The 18,717-nt window shown below is 54.9% G+C and carries 11 protein-coding genes and 1 pseudogene; 6 read left to right on the plus strand and 6 right to left on the minus strand.

The annotated features are described in order from the left end of the window. Window positions 1–2: 2 nt before the first annotated feature. The 6 genes and pseudogenes from OQ371_RS11705 to OQ371_RS11730 all read right to left on the minus strand — a co-directional run bounded on the left by OQ371_RS11705 (window position 3) and on the right by OQ371_RS11730 (window position 10,330). Window positions 3–2,429, minus strand: coding sequence for a TonB-dependent receptor (locus tag OQ371_RS11705; protein WP_265993952.1), 2,427 nt, complete (start codon window positions 2,427–2,429; stop codon window positions 3–5). 101 nt (window positions 2,430–2,530) lie between these two features. Beyond that, on the minus strand, window positions 2,531–3,436 hold the full coding sequence (locus OQ371_RS11710; protein WP_265993953.1) for a DUF4249 domain-containing protein: 906 nt from the start codon (window positions 3,434–3,436) through the stop codon (window positions 2,531–2,533). Between the two features lie 10 nt (window positions 3,437–3,446). Further along, window positions 3,447–5,942 carry a TonB-dependent receptor gene (locus tag OQ371_RS11715; RefSeq protein WP_265993954.1) on the minus strand — a complete coding sequence of 832 codons (2,496 nt, stop codon included), beginning with the start codon at window positions 5,940–5,942 and terminating at the stop codon, window positions 3,447–3,449. A 146-nt stretch (window positions 5,943–6,088) separates the two neighbouring features. Next, window positions 6,089–6,895, minus strand: a pseudogene (locus OQ371_RS11720) (aminoglycoside phosphotransferase family protein). 15 nt (window positions 6,896–6,910) lie between these two features. Next, window positions 6,911–7,876 carry a DUF4249 domain-containing protein gene (locus OQ371_RS11725; RefSeq protein ID WP_265993955.1) on the minus strand — a complete coding sequence of 322 codons (966 nt, stop codon included), beginning with the start codon at window positions 7,874–7,876 and terminating at the stop codon, window positions 6,911–6,913. A 6-nt stretch (window positions 7,877–7,882) separates the two neighbouring features. Next, window positions 7,883–10,330: a TonB-dependent receptor gene (locus OQ371_RS11730; RefSeq protein ID WP_265993956.1), complete on the minus strand. Its 2,448-nt coding sequence runs from the start codon at window positions 10,328–10,330 to the stop codon at window positions 7,883–7,885. A gap of 129 nt (window positions 10,331–10,459) precedes the next feature. On the opposite strand from OQ371_RS11730, the gene OQ371_RS11735 reads away from it, so the two are divergent. The 6 genes from OQ371_RS11735 to OQ371_RS11760 all read left to right on the plus strand — a co-directional run bounded on the left by OQ371_RS11735 (window position 10,460) and on the right by OQ371_RS11760 (window position 18,715). Further along, window positions 10,460–11,806 carry an NAD(P)/FAD-dependent oxidoreductase gene (locus tag OQ371_RS11735; RefSeq protein WP_265993957.1) on the plus strand — a complete coding sequence of 449 codons (1,347 nt, stop codon included), beginning with the start codon at window positions 10,460–10,462 and terminating at the stop codon, window positions 11,804–11,806. A 143-nt stretch (window positions 11,807–11,949) separates the two neighbouring features. Further along, window positions 11,950–14,112, plus strand: coding sequence for a S46 family peptidase (locus OQ371_RS11740; RefSeq protein ID WP_265993958.1), 2,163 nt, complete (start codon window positions 11,950–11,952; stop codon window positions 14,110–14,112). Further along, window positions 14,109–14,795 carry a cytochrome b/b6 domain-containing protein gene (locus tag OQ371_RS11745; protein WP_265993959.1) on the plus strand — a complete coding sequence of 229 codons (687 nt, stop codon included), beginning with the start codon at window positions 14,109–14,111 and terminating at the stop codon, window positions 14,793–14,795. Before OQ371_RS11740 ends, OQ371_RS11745 begins: the two co-directional genes overlap by 4 nt. Window positions 14,796–14,878: 83 nt before the next feature. Continuing rightward, window positions 14,879–15,685: a molybdopterin-dependent oxidoreductase gene (locus OQ371_RS11750; RefSeq protein ID WP_265993960.1), complete on the plus strand. Its 807-nt coding sequence runs from the start codon at window positions 14,879–14,881 to the stop codon at window positions 15,683–15,685. A gap of 73 nt (window positions 15,686–15,758) precedes the next feature. After that, a complete protein-coding gene (locus OQ371_RS11755) occupies window positions 15,759–18,014 on the plus strand; it encodes a S9 family peptidase (RefSeq protein WP_265993961.1) in 2,256 nt (751 codons plus the stop codon). A gap of 482 nt (window positions 18,015–18,496) precedes the next feature. Continuing rightward, window positions 18,497–18,715 (plus strand): hypothetical protein, encoded by a 219-nt coding sequence (locus OQ371_RS11760; protein ID WP_265993962.1) that lies wholly within the window; start codon window positions 18,497–18,499, stop codon window positions 18,713–18,715. Window positions 18,716–18,717: the final 2 nt, after the last annotated feature.

Below are 18,717 nucleotides of genomic sequence, written 5' to 3' on the forward strand. Positions count from 1 at the left end.
ACTTAAAACTTAAAGTTGTAGCTAAACGACGGAACAATCGGAAAAACGGAGTATCGTTTCAGCACCACCTGGCCCTGGTCGTTGTTCTGCAAAGAGTAAAAGAACGGATTCCGGCGGTTGTACAGATTATACACGCTGAATTCCCAGGTGCGTTCGTGGTGGCGTTTTTTCTTGTGAAACTGAATGCCAAAATCCATCCGGTGATACGCTTCGGCCCGGAAGCTGTTTTTCTCGCCGTAATCATTGGCAGGCCGGGAAAAGGGGTAAAAGCCCCCCGGATAATAACTGTTGAACAGATTGTTGACCGGCTGGTGCGGTCGGGATGGGTAATCGGCCAGTGGCACCGTCAGGGCATTTCCGGTGCCGTACACCCACGTACCGGACAAGGTAATGCGCGGGCTGAGCTCGTAAATGCCCACCAGCGAAATGTCGTGCCGCCGGTCGTAGCGCGGGAAAAATTTCTTGCCAAAATTCAGCTCCGGGAACTGCCACTGCGTCCAGGAAAGCGTATAGCCTATCCAACCCGAAAACCGCCCGGCTTTTTTCTGCAACAGAAACTCTCCGCCGTACGACCAGCCCCGGCCCGCCGTCACGTTGTCTTCCCACCGTACTTCATTAGCCGATTCGGGGTTGTCGAGCAGCAGAAAACTGGCGCCTTCCCGGTAGTTGATGATGTTTTTCATGGTTTTGTAGTACCCTTCCACCGTGAGCGTCAGGCCCTCGAACAAACTGCCCGCTTTCGTAAAGTCTTTCGCGAAACCGGCCGCTACCTGCTGCGATTGCTGCGGTTTGATCCGGTCGGTAGTCGGTACCCAAAGGTCGGTCGGCAGGCCGATACCGGTGTTCGACAGCAGGTGCACGTACTGATTCATGAGCGCGTAGGAGGCCTTGACCGAGAAGTCCGGCTTAAGAACAAAAGCCGTCGACAGCCGCGGCTCGGGCCGAATGTAATTGACGGCTTTATGCTGGAAATGACTCAGGCGCAACCCCCCGTGGACCCGCCAGCGGTGGGTTGGCTTCCAGGTATCTTCGGCGTAAACGCCCGACTCAACCACCCGAATCGCATCCACTTCGTCGCGGAACTGTTCAGCCTCCGTATCTTTCAGGACAACGGCGCTGGGGGTGAATTTGTGGTAGGTACTTTGCACCCCAAACCGGATCGCGTGTTTCGGATTGGGGTAGTAATCCAGATCATATTTGACCGCAAAATCCCGAATCCCGGAATTGTACCGCAGTTGGTACAGCTGGTTTTCTAGTTGCGTCCCGTTGCGCCGGGACGATTCTTCATCCGCAAAAATCTGAAAGGTGTAATTGCTGAAAATCAGGGAAGCATTCGAAAACAGTTTTTCGGAAAACAGGTGATTCCACCGCAGGGTACCCGTTCCGTTGCCCCAGAATAATCCGGCATTGGTTTTGGTCGATTGTTCGGCCTGGGGCGTTTCGCGGGCGAAAAACCGGTCGCGACCGAAATAACCGCTCAGATACACTTTATCTTTGCGGCCAAAATCATAATTAACTTTGGCGTTCAGGTCGTAAAAGTAATAACCGGCCATAGCTTCTCCGTTGCTTTCGGCCCGGATGATGGGCCGGGCCAGCACATCCAGATAGGTTCGGCGGCCCGAAATTAGGAACGACGATTTGCCTTTCTGAATGGGTCCTTCCAGAGTGAGCCGGGACGCGATGAGGCCAATGCCGCCCTCGCCGTGCAGCTTCTCCTTGTTGCCTTCCTTCATGTTCATCTCAATGACCGAGGAAAGCCGCCCGCCGTACCGCGCTGGAAAACCGCCCTTGATCAGCTCCACGCTCTTGAGAGCATCGCCGTTGAAGACCGAGAAAAAGCCAAACAGGTGGTTGGCGTTGTAAACCACCGCATCGTCCAGAATCACCAGGTTCTGGTCGGGTCCGCCCCCGCGCACATAAATACCGGTGCTGCCCTCAGAGCCTTTCTGCACCCCCGGCATGAGTTGTAGCACCTTCAGCACGTCTTTCTCCCCCAGAAAAGCCGGTATCTTCTTAATCTGATCGATGGGAATTTCGACGCTGCTCATCTGGGCGCTTTCACTGACTTTCTCCTGGCTACGGTTGCCCGTTACAGTTACTTCGGACAAAAGCCGTCCGGGGGTCAGCAGGATGTTGAGTTCGGTGTTACGGCGCAACGAGACGGTTTGCTGAACGGATTCGTAGCCGACAAAAGAAAAGGCCAGCGCGAGGCTATCTTGGGCGGGTAAGGTCAGCGAGTAGAAACCATAGGTGTTGGTGGTGGTACCGGTGGAGGTGCCCGGCAGGTAGATGTTGACGCCGATGAGGGCTTCCTGGCTGCCTTTTTCACGGACGTAACCACTGATCGTGTAGCGGTTACCTGAGTTTTGTGCCCAAATGGTTGCGGAGGAGAGCCAGAGGAAAAATAGAGACAGTAATGTTTGTTTCATCGAAGGTGTAGAGGAAGGAGTTCGAAGTCTACACGATGAAAGAGTAGAAAAAGTATAAAACGGTTGGAATTTAACAGTATTTAAGAAGCAGTCGCTCGGCTTTATTTCAACCTCACGGTTACCGTCGAACGGTTATACGCTCCAAAACAGCCCAGACCTCCCTGGATGTTGCTTGGAATGGGCACCGGCTCGGCAAACGGGTTGCTTTCGATTTCGAGTTGTTGGGCCAGGGCCTGGTGATAGCGGAAATAATCGTCGTTTACATGGAGCAAACTGGCCGTCAGCACAAACGGTCTGCTGAAAAATACGGGGAAAAAGTGCTTATTCGAGGGAATGGAAGCGCCCATGTATCCTTTGTCGGAAGTCATGGGTTCGTTCGGGTTGTCCTCATCGGTGTAGAGCGCCTGGGTGCCTTCGCCGGTCATAAACTGTACTGGTTGACGGATGGTTTCAATGGGCGTACACGTCAGGCAGGGGTAGGTGATCACTCCATCGGTTTGGTAATAATTGCTCTGATTGGGAAGGTCGGTCCAGTAATATCGGGTAAAAAAACGTTTTTTCACTTCGTTGTTTTCAACCACCCGTTCCGAATCCAGTTTAGCCCGTTGCAACTTAGCCGCGTCCGGTACCGTCGTCTGGGCCTGTAACAATTGGCCGTCCCGGGTTTTAATTTTTAGCTGATAGGTCTCACCAGCCCGAATCGGAAAGACTTCCGGATCGGCCCGGTAGTATTGGAGGCCGGAATGAAACTTCAGGACAATGGAGCGCGAGCCAGTCTGTAACGTTACGGTAGCGCTGGTAATGTTGAGTCCACTCACCGGATCATCGTCCAGAATCGGGCGCGAACGGGAAATTTTGGCGGCTAAAACCGTATCTTGGGGTGAAATAAAGCAAGCCACGATCAGCTTAACCGGTTCGTCGGCCAGTTGCTGAGGCTCCACTTCCTGCCGAAGGCTCTGGCAGGAGAAAAACAGAAGGGCACCAAACAGAAAGCTGAATCGTTTCATAGAACCGGAATTAAAAAGCTATCGTGTAACTAACCGACGGAACCACCGGGAACAGTGAATATTTGTATAACACGCTTTTTGATTGTTTACCCGGTCCCTGATCTTTCCCTTCCAGGGAGTAATAAAACGGATTGCGCCGGTTATACAGGTTATAAACGCCAACCTCCCAGGTGCGGGCGTAGTGCTTTCGCTGTTTAAAAAAGCGGCAGCCTACATCCAGCCGGTGGTACGATTCAGCCCGGAAGCCGTTGCGACCACTGTATTCCTTGACGTTGGGCCCGAGGCCGAACAATTGCTGATGCGGTTTTCCCGCGCCGACGTAGTAGGTCGGGCGGTTTTCGTAGCCCGAAAACCGGGAAATGGGCAGCGTCAGGGCCTGGCCGGTGCCGTAGACCCAGGTCCACGACAGCGTAATTCCGGGCTTAATTTCGTATATACCCACCACGGAGGCATCGTGTCGCCGGTCGTAGCGGGGGGTAAATTTCGCGCCCCCATTCAGGCTCGGAAATTGCCACCAGGTCCAAGAAAGGGTGTAGCCAATCCAGCCCGTCAGGCGTCCGGTTTTCTTTTGCAGAAAAACTTCACTGCCGTACGACCAGCCCCGGCCCGTCGTGATATTGTTCTCCCACGGAGTCGGACTGGCCGACTTTGACGTTTCTGTGTTCAAGAAGCTGGTGCCTTCCGCGTAGCTGATGGTGTTCTGGAGAAGTTTGTAATAACCTTCCAGCGTAAAAGTCAGGTTTCGGCTGGGATTGGTGGGATGGATGAAATCTTTAGCCAGGCCAACGGCAAACTGCTGAGCCTGCTGGGGTTTGATGCGCGCGGTAGTGGGGATCCACAAATCGGCGGGCAACCCCATGCCGTTGTTCGACAGCAGGTGGGCATACTGGTTCATCAGCGCATACGAAGCTTTAATGGCCGTGGAACTGTCGATCTGGAAAGCCGCCGACAACCGCGGTTCCGCCCTGAAATACTGAACGGGGCGGCTGGTTCTGGGGGCTAAGCCGATGAGCAGACCGATGATTGGAATGGGGAAGTTGGTCTGGTCCATTGCCTTGCCGTCGGTGGCCAGCTTCCCCGTTTGAAGCATCAGAAAGTGGCTGAGCCGGAAACCGGCGTTCAACCGCCAGCGGGATGCCGGATGCCAGGTGTCTTCGCCGTACAGACCGGATTCCAGGGCGTCAATAAACACACCGGGCGAGGTAGGCTCGCGGTCTCCTGCCGTCACCACGGCGCCGGGGGTAAAGCGGTGTTGCGTGGTCTGGAGGCCAAACCGAATCTGGTGGTTGGTCGGGTAAAATTCAACGGCGTATTTCAGGGAGAGGTCCCGAATGCCGGACCGATACCGGAGCGAATACCGCAGTCCGGTCGTGTCAAGTTCAGCCAAGCCTTCGTTGGCAACATTGAGCTGGTATTGATTGTAGATTAGCGAAACGTTAAACAAGACCTGGTCCGAAAGGATGCGGTTCCAGCGGAGCGTGGCGGTGGAATTTCGCCAGTTCAGACTGCCCTGTAACGGACTGCCACTCGTCGCCTGGTTGTTGATGAAGGCGTCGCGGCCCCAGTAGCCGCTTAGAAAAAGTTTATCTTTCCGGCCGAGCGTGTAGTTCAGCCGGGCGTTCAGGTCGTAAAAAAAGGTATTGCTCTGAACCGCCTGCGGTTGAGTAGAAGGCATAAGCAGGTTACTGAGCAAGTCGATGTAGGTTCGGCGCCCCGCGATCAGGAACGTTGCAGGCGATTTATCCGCCTTCTTTTTGCCAAGCGGCCCTTCCAGCAACAGCCGTGACGAAACCAGACCCGCACTGGCTTCGCCAGCCAGTTTTTCCGAATTTCCTTCCCGGGTATTTACTTCGATAACGGAGGAAAGCCGTCCGCCAAAGCGGGCAGGAAAACCGCCCTTTGTGAGTTCGATGCTGCGAACGGTACTGCCGTTAAACGCTGAAAAAAAGCCCAGCAAATGCCCGGAATTGTAAATAACGGCGTCGTCGAGCAGGATTAAATTCTGGTCGGGGCCCCCGCCCCGGACGTAAATGCCGGTATTGCCCTCGGAGCCTTTCTGGACACCCGGGAGCAATTGCAGGACCCGCAAAACGTCTTTTTCTCCCAACAGGGCCGGAATCTTGGCGATCTCTTCCGCCGAAACGCCAATCTGACTCATCTGCGCGTTTTCGGCGACCCGCTCCGTTGTGGCACGAACCTTTAATTCCTCCAGAAGCTGTCCAACCGGCAACGCAATCTCCAGTTCCTGGTCGCTTTGAAACGCAATCGTTTTCTGGACCGTCTGATAACCCACGTGCGAGAAGACCAACGTCAGACTGTCCTGAGCGGGCAGCGTTAAGGCAAACGCCCCCCGGACGTTGGTCGTAGTGCCGAGCATGTTTTCGGGGACATACACGTGCACACCGGCCAGCACGGTGCCGCGTCCCTCTTCAGAAACCTTTCCACGGATCGTATACTGTGGCTGACTCCAGCCACAGTAACCGGAAAGGAGAAGGCATAGCATCATAACCAGATGTTTCATAGGACAGCATGTCGTGGATGGGCGGGAACTAAAGTAACTAATTGTCAGGCATAAATTGTGATTTTTATATTAAATGGCGCAAGAAAGATTGTTATTATACGGTCTTCTGATTTGGATACAGATATTTCTTTCTATTCTCCAAGCTTCGTCAGCTCGGCGGCCGCGATCTCCGCAATGGATAAATCAGTGTAGGGATTAATACCGTCATCCAGACACCAGACGGCCGAAAGACCCGCATACGCCAGAATCCACTGCAATTGCCGCTTGCGGTCAATCCCCGCGGTTTGCACCACAACGTCCAGTTAGTTTTGTAATCGATTGGTAGCCAGCGCTGTTTCGCGTCCAGGGTTGCAAAAAAGATTGGCATAGTCAAACCCCCGTTCGCCAATCAGTCGTTTGGGATCAATTGCTAGCCAACCGCGCGGCCCAAAATCGAGGACGTTACCGTGGTGCACGTCTCCGTGCAGAACCGTTACTTGCTGCGGCTCGGCCAGTAAGTAACGGGCGACGGCGGCCGATTGCACCAGAACACCGCCGTATTTTTCGGCGCCGGGCGCCAGGTCGCGAAACCAGTGGGTGAGCGGAACTAAGTCCGGTAATACCTGGGGCCGGGGCGCATGGAGCTGGGCGATCACGTTGCATAGTATACGGCTGGCTTCATCGTCCTCACCGTTCCGGGCCATGGCCGCCAGCGACCGCGTCCCTTCCGCCCGTTCCAGCAGCAGAACCCCGTGGTCGTGGGCCAGCACGCGGGCCGCTCCCTGTCCGTTCCACCACGCCATCAGCAGCCCGCCAAACTTTTCTTCGGCTTCATCGGCAATTTTGAGCATGGCCGGTTCGCCGTTCCGCCGGACGGGCAGAAGACGGCTGCTGTGGGTCGTTAGAAGGTCTCCATCCGGAACGAGATTCCAGCGGACAAGGTAATCTTGGAGGTTCATCGGAGCTGGTAGAGATTACAGACGAAGTTCGGTAGTCGAACGGTTGTAAGCCGCAAAACAACCCAGCCCGCCCTGAATGTTCGACGGCATCAGAATGGGTTCGGCAAACGGGTTGTTCTGCGATTGGCGCTGCTGCTGACGTGCCCGGTGATAGCGGTAGTAATTCTCGTCGGTCTGTAACACGGAAACCCGGATTGTCAGCGGTCTGGAAAATGGATGCTCGCCGGAATAATTCTTCTGCTCAGCACTATCGTAAAAAGAGAAGTCAAAAAACTGGGGCAACTCGCCACGGGCTGAGGTAAGCAATTGGCCGTCCTGATTCTGATCCGCGACAAACTGCTCCTGTCGTCCGAAGGCGATTATGCCCCGCATTACGATTTTTGCTTCGCTGGTATCTATGTGAGCGGAAGGAAAGCGGGGCGGCCAGTTCAGGCATTCGCCGTAGCCAGCAACCCGGTAATAATTGGGTTCGCCCGCCGGGTCCTGCCACATGGCCCGAAACTGATACGTCCAGATCGGATCAGACCCGGGACTGGAATAAGTCCGGGTGGAGTCAATCTTAACATCACTGATCGGAACGGCTTTCGGAACCGTACAGGAACTGGTTACGGATGCAAAACCCGGCGCGCCGACCCGGAGCGTGTATATTTTTCCGGTTTGGATGGGAAACTGCCGGGCGTCAGCCGTATAAACCCGTTGCTGCGGATCAAAGGTTAGCGTAACGGTTTTCCCCTCACTGCTGAGCTGAACCGTGGCATCCCGAACCGCGTTGACCGAATCGCTGACTACCTCGCCCAAAACCGTCTGGGAACTGGATACCGATACGGCCAGAACTGTATCCTGGGGCGACAGATATCCGTTAACGACCAGTTTACGGTCCATTTGGGGCAGGTTCGACGGATCAACCTCGGTGACCAGATTCTGGCAGGCCGTTATTCCGAAGGCAGTCAGGACACACAAAAAGAGCGAACGAAGAAACATAAGAACCTAAAATTTAAAGCCGTACGTAACCGACGGAACAATGGGAAAAACCGAATACCGTTGAAAAACCGTCCGCGTCGGCTGGTTGGTTTGCTCTTTGGTCTGGGTCGTTAGTTGGTAAAAGAACGGGTTTCGGCGGTTGTAGAGGTTATACACGCTAACCTCCCAAGTGCGTTCATGACGGCGCTTCTTCTTGTGAAACTGAATGCCAAAATCCATCCGGTGATACGCTTCGGCCCGAAAGCTGTTCTTGGTGCTGTAGTCGTTGACCGCCCGTCCGTAGCTGAAAAACGAGTTGATAAAGGAGTTGTCATTGTTGATGATCGGGTTGGGCTGGTGGGTGGCGGCCTGATACTTCGCCAGCGGCACCGTCAGGGCGTTGCCCGTGCCGTACACCCACGTACCGGACAAGGTAATGCGCGGGCTGAGCTCGTAAATGCCTACCAGCGAAATATCGTGCCGCCGGTCGTAGCGCGGGAAAAACTTCCGGCCAAAATTCAGCTCCGGAAACTGCCACTGCGTCCAGGAAAGGGTGTAACCGGTCCAGCCGGTAAACCGCCCGGCTTTTTTCTGCAACAGAAACTCTCCGCCGTACGACCAGCCCCGGCCCGCCGTTACGTTGTCTTCCCACCGCACCTGGTTGGCGGAAGTCGGATCGTTGACCAGCAAAAAACTGGCCCCTTCGCGGTAATTGATGATGCTGTTCATGGTTTTATAATAGCCCTCAACGGTGAGCGTCAGACCGCGGCCGGTTTGCCGATCGTTGAAATCCTTCGCCAGACCGATGGCGACCTGCTGCGACTGCTGCGGTTTTACCTGATCGGTAGTCGGTACCCACAAATCCGTCGGCAACCCAATCCCGGTGTTCGACAGCAAGTGGACGTACTGGTTCATGAGCGCATACGACGCCTTCACCGACAGCGACGGTTTAAGGATGTAAGCCGCCGAAATCCGCGGTTCGGGCCGGAGGTAGTTGACTTGCTTCTGCACAAAATGGCTCAGCCGGATGCCCGCGTTGATGCGCCAGCGGGCGTTGGGTCGCCAGTTATCTTCGGCATACAAGCCCGATTCGAGCACATCGATGGCGTCGATTTCGGTCGTAAACTGGTTGATGAGGGTATTTTGCAGCACCACGGCACTGGGCGTAAAGCGGTGTGCGGTACTCTGAACCCCAAACCGCAACGAATGCTGCGGAGACGGGTAAAAGTCAACGTCGTACTTCAGCGAGAAATCCCGGATACCCGAACTGTAGCGCAGCGAAAACAGGTCTGCCGTTACTGCGTCCCGTTCGTCCGCCCGAATCTGAAATTTATAGTTGCTGAAAATCAGCGAGAGGTTGGAGAAAAGCCGTTGCGTAAACAGGTGGTTCCAGCGGAGTGTGGCTGTGGTGTTCCCCCAATCGAGGTTGATTTTGGTCAGCGATTCCTTGTCATCGGCGTAAAACCGGTCCTGGCCAAAATAACCGCTCAGGTACAGCTTGTTTTTGGGGCCGAAATCGTAATTCGCTTTGGCGTTCAGGTCGTAGAAGTAATAACCGGCGACGGTCTGCCCGTCGGTTTGCTGCTTGATAATGGGCCGGGCTAGAAAATCCAGGTAGGTCCGCCGGGCCGACACCAGAAACGAAGACGAACGTGTCCCGGACGAACGCGCGCCGGATTTCTTTTTCGTGATGGGTCCTTCGAGCGTCAGTCGGGACGCGATGAGGCCAATGCCGCCCTCGCCGTGCAGCTTCTCCTTGTTGCCCTCCTTCATGTTCATCTCAATAACGGAGGAAAGCCGTCCGCCAAAGCGGGCCGGGAAACCGCCCTTGATCAGTTCCACGCTCTTGAGGGCATCGCCGTTGAAGACCGAGAAAAAGCCAAACAGGTGGTTGGCGTTGTACACAATGGCGTCGTCGAGCATGATCAGGTTCTGGTCGGGTCCGCCCCCGCGCACGTAGATGCCGGTGCTGCCCTCAGAGCCTTTCTGCACCCCCGGCATGAGTTGCAGCACTTTCAGCACGTCTTTCTCCCCCAGAAAAGCCGGTATCTTTTTGATTTGAGCGACGGGGATGTCTACTTTGCTCATCTGAGGGCTTTCGCTCACTTTTTCCTGGTTGCGGCTGCCGCTCACGGTAACCTCCGAAAGAACTTGGCCGGGCGTCAGCAACACCGTAACGTCCTGGTTTTTCCGCAACGAGACGGTTTGCTGAACGGGTTCGTAGCCGACGAAGGAAAACGCCAGCGTGAGGCTGTCCCGGGCGGGTAGGGTCAGCGAGTAAAAGCCGTAGGTGTTGGTGGTGGTGCCGGTGGAGGTGCCCGGCAGGTACACATTCACGCCAATCAGCGCTTCCCGGCTGCCGGTTTCGTAAACGTAGCCACTGACCGTTACAAGGGGTCGGCCGGGCGATGGCTGGGCCAGAACTGGGGTTCCAATTCCAAAAAAAATCAGGCAAAACAGGAAGAAGTGCTTCATTCGGGCATTCATTGAACGTACTATTTGTTATTACGTCAGAGGGCGTTCAAAAAGTATAACAAGACAGAACTTAACAGTTTAGGCGAAGTAGAGTTATCATAGCAACGACCTGATTAACACACGACAGTTATGCTGAATTTTGATAAACTTTCACTCAATATTCCCGAAACGACCAAACCACGGGTGGTTATCATCGGTGGTGGATTTGGGGGGCTCAATCTGGTTAAAAAACTGAATGGCAAAGATTTCCAGATTGTGATGTTCGATAAGCAGAACTACCACGGTTTCTGGCCGCTGCTGTATCAGGTTGCTACTGCGGGGCTGGAACCCGACGCCATTGCCGAGCCGCTCCGCAAAATGTTCGACGAAGATTACGAGGATTTCCACTTCCGGCTGGTGCGGGTTCTGGGCGTTGATCCGGTGGCGAAAACCGTGAAGACGATGATCGGTGACCTGCGCTACGATTATCTGGTCATTGCAACCGGAACCAAGGCTAATTTCTTTGGCAATGAGCAGGTGCAGAAGTATTCATTTTCGCTCAAAACCATTCCCGAAGCGCTGGACCTGCGCAGCCAGTTGCTGCAATCGTTCGAACAGGCCAGCATCACGGTTGATTCGCAGCTTCGTGAAGGGCTGCTGAATTTTGTGGTTGTCGGGGCGGGGCCAACCGGGGTAGAAATGGCCGGTTCGCTGGCGGAAATGCGGAAGCACGTGCTGCCGGGTGATTATCCGGGCCTGGATTTCAGCAAAATGAATATTTACCTGGTGGAAGGGCTGGACCGGGTTCTGCCGCCGATGTCGCCCGAAGCCAGTGCCAAAACGCATAAATACCTGGAAGAACTGGGGGTGAACGTCAAACTGAAAACGCTGGTTGAATCCTACGACGGCGAGGTGGTTACCTTCAAAGGCGGGGAGCAAATCCGGGCACAGACGGTAGTCTGGGCGGCTGGCGTCACGGGCGCGCTCATCGACGGTCTGCCGAAAGAAATCATTGGCCGGGGCGGTCGGCTAATGGTCAACGAATTCAATCAGGTCGAGGGCTTCACCGATATTTTTGCCATCGGTGACATTGCCCTGATGAGAACCGAAAAATACCCGAATGGGCACCCGGGTGTAGCGCAACCCGCCATTCAGCAGGGAAGACACCTGGCGAAAAACTTACGCCGACTGCTTCGCCGGGAGCCGATGACTAAGTTTGATTATTTCGACAAAGGCTCGCTGGCCATCATCGGACGCGTACGGGCCGTAGCCGATTTGCCCGGTAACTTACACCTTGGCGGCTTCATTGCCTGGGTAGCCTGGCTGTTTGTTCATATTTATTATTTGATTGGGTTCCGCAGTAAGCTGGTGGTGCTGAGCAACTGGATTTACCGGTTGTTTACCTACGAGCGCGGAACGCGACTTATTATTCGGCCCTTCGTCCGAAAAGACGACAAGGAAGCCCAGGAGTTTGTTGTAAAGAATGAAATGTCCTGAACGGAGGTCATCTCAATCGATGGGTTGGCGGAAATTCAATCAACGGCGAATCTTCCTGCTTAACTCCGCTTCGGCGCGGGATACCCCGCGCCGACTGTTTTGATCCGTGTCATCCAAGTTCAGATGTTAATTCCAGTTCAGAAATGAGGATCCTGCTGACCGCTTTACTACTGGCTAAAACGTTCGCCGTTTCGGCCCAGCCCACATTGAATCCCGATACGGTGAAAGCCGGTCAGTTCGATATGGGGAAAATGTGGACGTTTGATACACCGCCCCAGGAGTATTTTCAGAAAACCTACGGTTTTACGCCCGATCAGAAATGGTTTGACGAGGTGCGGCTTGCGTCGCTGCGGTTTGCCGATTACTGCTCCGCTTCGTTTGTGTCGGCCAACGGCCTGGTGATGACCAACCACCACTGTGCCCGCGAGTCAGGTACGGGCGTGCAGCGCAAAGGCGAGGATTTGAACAGTACCGGTTTCTTTGCCAAAACCCCGGCCGAAGAACGCAAGGTGCCGAACCTGTTTGTCGATCAGTTGGTGAAAATTGAAGACATAACGACCCGGGTGCAGGCCACTATGGCCCTTGGCAAGTCGGAAGCCGAACAACTGCAACTCCGCGAGCGGGAATTTGCCACCATCAAACAGGAATACGGTAGCCAGGCCGACTGGAAAGGGCTGGAATTGCAAACAATCACCTTTTACAACGGCGGGCGGTATTCGCTGTACGGTTTCAAGCGGTACAACGACGTCCGGCTGGTGCTGATGCCCGAGTTACAGCTTGGCTTTTTCGGAGGGGATCCCGACAACTTTACCTACCCCCGCTACGCGCTGGATTTCTCGTTTTTCCGGGTTTATGACAACGGCAAGCCGTTGCGGACTACCCATTTCTTTAAATTCAATCCCAACGGCATCAAGGAAGGAGAGCCGGTATTTGTGACCGGCAATCCCGGCAGTACGGAGCGGCTCAAAACCGTGGCCGAACTGGAATTGGACCGCGACCTGAAAATTCAGTACGTGCTGCAACTGCTCCGCAACCGCGCCGATGCCCTGCAGGCCTACAACGCGAAGGCCAAAAACGACAGCATTCAGAATGAGATTTTTAGTCTGGAAAACAGCCTGAAAGCGTACGGCGGGCAGTTGGATGGGTTGCGCGATCCATACCTGATGGCCCGGAAAGCGGCTTTCGAGCAGCAGTTCAAAGCCGACGCCCAGCGCCTGGAAGCAGGACGCGGCCAGTCGAAAGTCAGTACCGGTTCGGGGCGCAATGGGGCAACTGGCAACGAATCGGCGGTCGGAAATACCGCTTCCCGCGTTGATATCAACCTCAAGCTGTGGGACGATCTGGCCAACAATGTGGCGGATCTGCGGAAATACTACAAGGACAATACCTACCTCGCACCGCTGGAACTGGCCCGGGGCGACTTGCTGGTTTTTGCCCATCTGCTGGCGATGTACGCCGAAGCCGCCCGTCAGTCACCGGGTCGGGCCGAGCAGATGAAGGAATTGTTGCAGACCCCCAGGCTGACCGATCGTTCGCTGGAAGAAGCTTATCTGGCCGCTCACCTGGGCGAAGTACAGGCGGCTTTGGGCAACGACGATCCGTACGTAAAAGCAGCCCTGAACGGGAAATCGCCCAAAGAAGCGGCTGCTTACCTGCTCAACAATACCAAAATGAACGATCAGGGCTACATCAACGACCTGATTACGAAAGGCCCGGCCGCGATCAGCGCCGACAACGACCCACTGCTGGCCCTGGCCCGGATTGCGGTGCCGCGTTACCAGAAAGCGGCTTTGGCTACGCAGGAAATCAACCGGCGGCAGGCGGTTCTGCGGAGTAATCTGGGGCGTTTGCTGTATGAAGTATACGGCACTGCCATTCCACCTGATGCTACTTTTTCGCTGCGGATCAACGATGGCGTGGTGAAAGGCGTACCTTATAACGGAACCGTTGCACCCTACCAAACCACCTTTGCGGGTCTGTATGACCGGTATTATTCATTCAACGGTAAATTTCCGTGGTCGTTGCCCAAGCGCTGGCTCAACCCGCCCGCCGAGTTGCTGCGGCAGCCGATGTGTTTTATTTCCACCAACGACATCATCGGCGGTAACTCGGGAAGTCCGCTGATCAACAAAAACCGGGAAGCCGTTGGGCTGGCTTTCGACGGTAATATGGAAAGTTTGCCGGGAAGCTTTATTTTCGTTCCTGATAAAAACCGGACGGTATCGGTCAATACCGGCGCAATCGTGGCATCCATGCGGTATATCTACAAAGCGACCCGGTTGGTGCAGGAACTGGTCGGCAAATGAAACGAATCATTCACAAGCATCCGCTGGCAATTCGCTGGTTTCACTGGATTAACGTACCGATCCTGTTTGTCATGATCTGGAGCGGTCTGCTCATTTACTGGGCCTGGGACCCGTACCAAATTCAGCTTGGCGACACGGTACTGATCCAGTTTTTCCCGGATTCCTTTTACCAGGCATTGAAGCTGCGTCGGCGGCTGGCCGAGGGCATGTCGTGGCATTTTGTGTTCATGTGGCTGTTCGCCATCAACGGGATGTTGTACGTTCTGTACACCCTGATTTCCGGCGAATGGCGGCTACTGGTGCCCAACCGGCAATCGTTCCGGGAAGCCGGGCAGGTGCTGCTTCATGATCTGGGCATTCGCAAAACCGCTCCCCTGCAGGCAAAATACAACGGTGCCCAGCGCATTGCCTATACCGCCATTATCCTGATGGGGCTGGGTTCGCTGCTGACGGGGTTGGCAATCTACAAACCCACGCAGTTCGCGGGTCTGACCAGCCTGCTGGGTGGTTACGAGGGTGCCCGGCTGTGGCATTTTATACTGACCATCGGCTACGTTTTGTTTTTTGTTATTCACGTCGCGCAGGTCATCCGGGCCGGTTGGAACACGTTCCGGTCGATGATTACCGGTTTTGAAGTGGAGAAGCGTATGCCGGAAAGGACTTCCTCCAACACGGCGGAGTAAACCAATGAATAATGGAAATTCGTTATTCATAAGCCCAAACCATAAATAGGTAATGCGAACGGCCTAAAACCGTTCCTGATTCCATGGCGACTAGAGACAATCTTGAGGAAAAGCGGCCTGACAAAAAGCCGGAGCGCGAGGAACTGACCACCGAACAGCAGATTCGTCGGCGGACGCTGAAAGCAATTGGCTTGTTCGGGCTGGCCAGCCTGGTGCCATACGGCGTCTGGAAGTGGATTCAGTCGCAGCCGAAAGAAGCCGGTCTGCCCGGGGTGTTTCGCAAGGTGCTAAAGACGAATGAGCAGCTTGCCAACGGGTATTTCAGCAACACGCACCTGGCCCCGACTTTCCCCAAAGAAATGGCGGCAAAGAACGTTCGGGTCAACGGCAAAGACGGTTTACGGAGCGCCCTGGACAAAGACGCCTGGCGCCTGCAGGTGGAACGGAACGGCAAAAAAACGCTGTCTATCTCGCTTGATGAGCTCAAGACGCTGCCAAAGCAGGAAATTATTTTTCAATTCAAGTGCATCGAAGGCTGGAGCCAGATTCAGCACTGGGGCGGAGTCAATTTTGCCGATTTCGTAAAGAAATACCAGCTCGGAAAGAAAAGCGGGTCGGACGAATGGTACTCGTACGTCGGGATGAAAACGCCCGATGGCGGTTATTACGTCGGCATTGACACCCCTAGCGCCCTGCACCCGCAGACCATTCTGGCCTACGAAATGAACGACGAGCCACTGACCGACGTACACGGTGCCCCGCTCCGGCTGATTATCCCGGTGAAATACGGTGTCAAGAACCTCAAACGCATCGGCAGCATCTGGTTCAGCGACGAACGCCCCCGCGACTTCTGGGCCGAACGCGGTTACGACTACCACGTTGGCCTGTAAGCCTGCTGCTCTCGGCTGACTGATAATTCCGGCTTTTTGTTATTTTCGGGTTTCATTCAGCAACAAACTTTCCATGAGAAAACTTCTGCTGGCGGTCGCGTTCGGGCTGGCCTTTCACGGCATCCGGGCGCAGACGGCTCAACAAAAAATTGTAGTTACCGACCTGACCCGCATTAAACAGATTGGCGGTATTAAGACTTCCCCCGACGGTAGACAGGCCGTTTACACCCTGACGACCACGGCACCGGACCCGGACAAAAAAGACGAATACGAATACAGAACGCACCTTTATCTGTCCGGTCTGAAACCCGGCAGCGCCAAAGCCCTGACCAACGGCAGTGAAAGCGCCCGCCAGCCGGACTGGTCGCCCGACGGTAAGTCCCTTGCGTTTGTGCGGACCGTGAAAGGAAAGTCGCAGGTTTTTGTGATGCCGCTCGATGGGGGAGAAGCCTGGCAATTGACCAACCTGAGCTACGGCGCTTCCAGCCCGCAGTGGTCGCCCGATGGCAAGTGCATTTTAGTCACCGCCAGCGTTTCGTTGTCGGAACTGCTGAAAGATTCCCTCCTGAATCCGGCGAAAACCGTTCCGGCCTGGTCGCTGGAAAAGCCGGGTTTTCCGGACAATAGTTTTATCAAACCGGACAAAACCGTAAAGCCCAATCCCGATGGTTCGCTGGCCGAAATCCGGGCTTACCTCAATAAGGACGTAGAGGATAAAAAAGCCAAAGTCATCAACCGGCTGAACTTTCAGGGCGAAGCCGCAACCGAGCCGGAACTGAGTTTTACGCACCTGTACAGCATTGAAGTAACCGACAACGCAACCCCGCAACCGTTGACGCGTGGTTTTTACTCCTTCCGCGCTCCGGTCTGGATGCCCGACGGCCGGGGCGTTCTGACCGTTACGGACCGCGATACGCTTCAGCACCCCGACCGGGAACAGGATGCCGCCCTGATCTGGCTGGCCGCCGACGGTTCCGGCCAGCAGGTCCGTGTCTTATCCGAACCGGGCAAAACCTATCTTTCTCCGGCGGTATCGCCCGATGGTCGGCAATTGGCGGTGCTGACCAGCTCGGCGCAGGGCGTCAACACCGGACAGATTGCCGTGGGCAGGCTGAACGGAACAGCCGTTTCTGATTGGCAGCCCATCGCCTTTGACCGGTCGGCGGGTAACCTGAAATGGGGGACGGCCTCGGGGGCGGAATCAAAAAAGAAAAAGGGGGCTACGGCCTACGCGGTATTTTTTACGGCTCCGTCGAACGGCGGGATGCCGCTTTACCGGCTGGACCCCACTACCCGGCAGGTAACACAATTGTCGGATTTTGATAGTGGCATCAACGCCTTCGATCTGGCGGGCGATCAGGTGGTTTTTGCCAAAACCGAAGTAGCCAACCCGTCGGAATTGTACGTAGCAAACTGGACCGGCGCTGCGGCCCAACGACCGATTACGACCGGCGCAGTCAAGTTGAGCAGCCACAACGATTGGGTTTCGGGCAAAGCCCTGAGTTTTCCGGAAAAACGCACCTATAAAAATTCCAAAGGACAAACCGTCGAGTACTGGATTATGAAGCCGACGGCCCTGGCGGACGGTAAGGCTACCGGTTCCGGTAAAAAATATCCGCTGCTGCTCAACATGCACGGAGGCCCGACAGCGATGTGGGGGCCGGGCGAATTTTCGATGTGGCACGAACACCAGTATTTCTGCGCTCAGGGGTACGGGGTGGTGTACGCCAATCCCCGGGGATCGGGCGGATACGGTATCGAGTTCCAGCGCGCCAACATCAGGGATTGGGGGACGGGTCCGACGGAGGACGTATTGGCCGCGGCAACCGATGCGGCCCGCGAAGCCTGGGTCGATACGAGCCGGCAGGTGATTACGGGTGGTTCGTACGCGGGCTACCTGACGGCCTGGATTGTGGCCCACGACAACCGGTTCAAGGCGGCCTTCTCGCAGCGCGGAGTCTACGAGCTTACGACGTTCATGGGAGAGGGTAACGCCTGGCGGCTGGTTCCGAATTATTTCGGCGGGTATCCGTGGCAAAAATCGGTGCAGGAAGTCCTGAACCAAAATTCGCCGTACACGTTTGTCGAAAACATCCGGACGCCCCTGCTGATCAAGCACGGGGAAAACGATTTGCGGACGGGCGTCATTCAGAGCGAAATGATGTACAAGAGCCTGAAAATTCTGGGTCGTCCGGTCGAGTACGTCCGGATGCCGGGCGGCACGCACGAACTGAGCCGAACGGGCAACGTGCGTCAGCGCATCGACCGGTTGCTGCGGATCTACGAATTTTTCGAACGGTATGTGGGCGACAAAAATAGCAGACAGTAACCGACGGGCGGGAGGCAACTTCCGCCCGTTTTGCTTGCCGCTGGACTGATGCGGGCCTTTCCCTCAGTGAGAAGAATAAAAACGGTTATTAACGGATAACGATCCCTTTTAGAAAGGGTGCATCCACCACAAATTGCCCGCCAATAGCCGTTCTTGTCCGTCCTGCCCTGAAAGTTGCACTTTAGGTAGAAATTGTTTTCTCTATTTGATGATAGTATTTGGTAAATGAAAACTTATTGAAAATTTTGTACGTAAATACTTAAAAAAACAGTTGATAAATTTGGTGTAAATAATGTTTTGCTTAATTTTGGTTTATCAACAAACCACAGTAATCTCATCTTTTCTACTGGGACTTTCCGCTGGCCGCACTACCGGATGGACCCAAGCCGAATGAAATGCTCTTGCATGGAGCAAGTTGGTTCGGAGAATCTGCCTGAACAACCAGTGCAGATCTTGTAATTCCGTTTATCCATAATCCTGACATGTCGCCGACGTTCTGGTCGGTCGGGCCGCGCTTTGTCGTTGCGCATCCCGATTTCCGAAACGGGCGAACAAAGAAACTGAACGCCAGCACTGTCTGGCAATCAGCCATTGCCATGCGCCCGGTTGCGAAAGGCGGTTCGGCGAAGCGGCCAGTGTCCGGCCGTCTGACGCACCGGGTTTGCATGACAACGGATCTTTTCAACTATTCATCTTTCTAACC

The sequence above is a fragment of the Larkinella insperata genome (assembly GCF_026248825.1).
Taxonomy (GTDB): Bacteria; Bacteroidota; Bacteroidia; order Cytophagales; family Spirosomataceae; genus Larkinella; species Larkinella insperata.